This window comes from Pedobacter sp. 01N416 (genome assembly GCF_056399685.1).
Genome location: NZ_JBFTRT010000514.1, coordinates 1 through 3,646, shown reverse-complemented (window position 1 = coordinate 3,646; position 3,646 = coordinate 1). Strand labels below are relative to the sequence as shown.

The 3,646-nt window shown below is 39.1% G+C and carries 2 protein-coding genes; one reads left to right on the top strand and one right to left on the bottom strand.

What is annotated here, in order from left to right:
* On the top strand, positions 1-2,137 hold a 2,137-nt coding region (locus tag AC1DND_RS22630; protein WP_477584857.1), incomplete at its 5' end, for a hypothetical protein.
* Between the two features lie 890 nt (positions 2,138-3,027).
* Here AC1DND_RS22630 and AC1DND_RS22625 read toward each other — a convergent pair.
* The coding region (locus AC1DND_RS22625) for a hypothetical protein (RefSeq protein ID WP_477584856.1) at positions 3,028-3,646 on the bottom strand (619 nt) is incomplete at its 5' end.

The following is a 3,646-nucleotide window of genomic DNA, read 5'->3' as shown; positions in this document are numbered from 1 at the left end:
AGGCAATAATAAAATCATTATGGAGGAAGCTGTAGGGCTTTCTAATGCGCTGACCGGAGGCAAAAAATCACCGGACAATATGGGTGAGAAAATTTACCAGTTGGCTTTTAATTTTAAATTCAGACAGCTTAAAAAAAAGCTCGATCAATGGGATGCGCAAGGAATAGAAATTCTTCAAAAAGCAGGTTTGTTATCGCTTTGGGATAAATCAAAAACTGGTTCTTACACTAAAACAATGTTAAGCCCGCAGCATCAAATAGAACCCGAAATATGCTTATATTTAAATGAATTACTAATTTGTAACAGCGATTGGCATAGCCAAAAAAAATTAAAGCAAATCGTTACTGCTTATTCAAAGCAAGGTTTTACCCAGCTATCAGATAACTTTAAATATTTAAAAAACTCACTCAAACCAACTTTTCAAAAGATAGAAACTTTAGGTTCAGGCCGTTATTCCATCAGTCGTGATGATGACCACTGGGAAAAAGTGCGAAGCGAGGTAACTACTGTCCGTTTTCTATATTTAATGTTGTATAGTGGCACTCAATTAAGCCATACGCAAACCCTTCATTTGAAGGCAACAGAGTGGCTTGAATTAATGAGCAATGCCTATGAAATTTATCCTGAAGCCATTCTGTTTTATTCACTTCAAGTAAGTGAGCGTGACTTTTGTGTTAGGATAGCTCAGGAATATGTAAGTAATCAAAAGATAAGCCAGCAAGTCAAAAATCGCATAGCGGTAAACCTGTTTGCTGCAATACGTTCTGCACCAGAAAGAATGGGAGATAATATAATCTCCTTTTTATCCACCTTTCTCATTGTTGTTCCACCTGAAGTTTGGCAGTACCGGTTTATGAAGGAATGGAATAGAAACGTTTCTAATAGAGCGGCATTTCGTGAGCAACACCGAAATCCTTTTGCAAAATTGGTTTACGCTGCTGCCAATTATATGGAGGATAAACATTTGTTGTTGCAGCTGATATCAGATTGCCTTTCTGCCACAATTAACCAAAACAAAGAAATCCAGTTGGATTATACATATTATATCCAACGAAACTATTACTATACACGTATTTCGAGGGATGATGATGATTTTGGTATAATAGATGAGACCATATCCAAAATCACAGGCACCATCTCCGAAAAGCGATTAAATTGCTTCTATGTATTGGCCAATTTGAACATTTTGCTCACCCAGGAACAAAAAAATGAAATTAAAAAGGTGTTGGCATTACTGGATTTTACTAAAATCTCAGATAGCCGTTTCTGGGAAGTGGCCATTTACATTGCGGATGGTGACGTCCTATTAATTGAAAAAGTCAAGAGCGTCGTTCTCATTTCATCTAAATTATGGGATACAGGCTATAGGGGGAAAGCTGAAAATGGTCGCACCAGCTGGAGCCACGCTGATCCAATTAACCTGAAGAACTTGTCCCTAAAGCAAAACAGGACTTGGGGAATAAACTGGTCCGATATTGAGCTGAAAAATTTATCAGACATTTTACTTGGTAAGGCAGGTGAATTTAAACTCATCATGAGGCATGATAATCAGATGTTTAGTTATTTTAAACTCTCTGAGGTGATGGATTGGTTTTTGTTTGAACATCAGGCCTCTCTCAGTACCTACAAAAACTATAAGCCCTTAAAAGAGTTAATACAAAGTTTTCATCTGTATAATAGTCATTTTGACGCTTTGGAAGATGGCCTGACCAGTCTGGAAAAAGCAGATGTTGTTTGGGCACTTGGGGATTTGGCAGCGAATTTCAATAATAAAGAGGCTGAGGATAGGCATGTTATCATGGTTTTAAACAAGATTCTTTTTCAGGCGGAACCTGCTGTAGAAGCGGCTCTGGGATATATGGTGTATTGGATTGAAGTGGAAGTGGAAAGCAAAAAAGAATTCTGGAACAGTAAAGAGGTTATCCTGAGTATTTTGAGGAAATATCGTTATCATCCGCTAGCCAAAACAGAAAAGACTTATAGTGATTATCAGCTTTGCCGGATTGCATTGGCTTTTCACCCCTATTCCAAACCTGATAACGATTTAAACTGGTGGATTGAGCAGGCAAGAAATTCCCCTTATAACTCCATCAGGCAATTGGTCCAAAGAAAAGATAACAAAATGGAGCTGGATTAAAGAATAAGCCTAGATTTCGCTGGGTTGACCATCTAACTGCGGAATATTGTGTCAATGCTTTTTTGGTTAATGTTAACCACCACAACATTTACAGCTGAGAAAATTAAAGTATCTAGTCTAAAATCTTGAAATGATCAATTTCTCACGGAATAGTTTGGTTAGTGATAACTGAAATCTCTAAAAATAGGTCTTTCTAATAACGAAATTCCCTAGTATGGTGAAGTTTGGTGATGACACATTCCGGGTGATCCTGTTCAATAATGTGTGCTAAAACGAGATTGTCCTCTTTAGGATACATTTTAATCGTGGGTGGTTGATTCATTTAATCAGTTAACTTTATGATTTACATAATTCGGCTAGGTCAACCATGCTTCTAGAATTAACATCATCCCATCTCGCTACACCTCTGTAACATGGCTTGAGAATTAATTGGTCTTCAAATAAGCGTAATCCATTACGATAACCTGAAAACGCCCTTCCATGGCGATGGTTGAGTCGATAATAAAATCAAACATCAGGCGAACGGCAATTTCTTCTGCACTTTCTACAATTTCACCCGTGTTGTTGATACCCTTTTCGGGTGGAAGGTTTTGGAGCCTTAGAGCTCTTTTAAGAATAAAGTCAAATTTAATTTGAGCCTCATCTAAACATAATCAGCTTTGAACCCACACCTGGATCAACAGCACGCACCTATTTACCTATCATTGCTTCGGTAAGAAATTAAGCTCTCACGATTCGGGGAATTTCGGTTAAAAACCTAAATCATTCCATATTTGTACTCTGGAACGTTGTTAAATCCAACATTTGATCCGATGAAAACTACCATTCATCTGTAAGCTTGGCCCTAAATCAATGACATTATCTTCTGTTGAGCATCACCTTCAACTGCTTTACAACAACAAATCCAACTCGATCTGGTTAAGAACGGGTGTCATCAGATCGACATCCACATTTGCAGTCTCCAGAGTGACCAGCAGACTATACCTGACTATCGAATCCGTTTTCCCTAGCTTCTTGCGGCTCCTGTACCACCCGGGCTTTGGATAAATGGCGATCTTGTTGCGTACGGCCATATCAGCTCCCGACATCGTTACAAAATCTTTTTTCACTGACCCTCTTGAACGGACACGCTTGATCGACCATCGTTCCTCTGTATTGTCCACCTGGTCTTCGTCAAGCTCGGCCGCTTTGGAAATCCGCCGCTTAAACTGATCCAGTGTTTCACGTTCCTTTATTACCGCAAATTCCAAAGCATGCGAATGATAATGAAAATTGTTTACGTAACGTTTGTTCTTACTGCCTGGGTTGGGTTCAATAAAATAGGATAAAGTAACCTTTAGGGTGACGTCCTGATCAAAAAGTTCTCCCGAGAGTACCGCATCCGGCCAGGGAAGATCAAACAGGTGGTATTCCTTGCTCTTCCCCGATGACTTTACCAAATGATAAGGCTGAATCTCCCGCTCAGCAATTAATGTCAGGCTATTGCTTGCACTGTAGAGTGCATCATCC